Source organism: Limimaricola sp. G21655-S1 (assembly GCF_027213785.1).
Taxonomy (GTDB): Bacteria; Pseudomonadota; Alphaproteobacteria; order Rhodobacterales; family Rhodobacteraceae; genus Limimaricola.
The window spans coordinates 1-256 of record NZ_JAPWGO010000341.1; the positions used below are offsets into that span (position 1 = coordinate 1).

At 66.8% G+C, this 256-nt stretch carries 1 pseudogene; it reads left to right on the forward strand.

From position 1 onward, the window contains the following. Positions 1-61: 61 nt before the first annotated feature. Positions 62-256, forward strand: a pseudogene (locus O4G76_RS21005) (FAD-dependent oxidoreductase); the annotation flags it as partial.

Here is a 256-nt window from a genome sequence, read left to right on the forward strand (position 1 = left end):
CTGTCATACCACGCATCCCACCGCCGTATTGCGCCCCAACGGGCGCGCCACCACCCTCAGCATGGACCGCGCCGCCAATATCGCGCAGTTCAATGCGCTGGCCGCAGGCGATGGCGCCCAGCACGGCCGCGACGTGGGTGCGATCGAGGCGGATGCGGAGTTTCTGTTCTCGCTCCTTGGGGGTGAGCTTTGGCGCTGGCGCACCGCCCGGCTGATGCTGTCGCAAATCCGCAAACGCGGCCTCAATGGGCTGAAA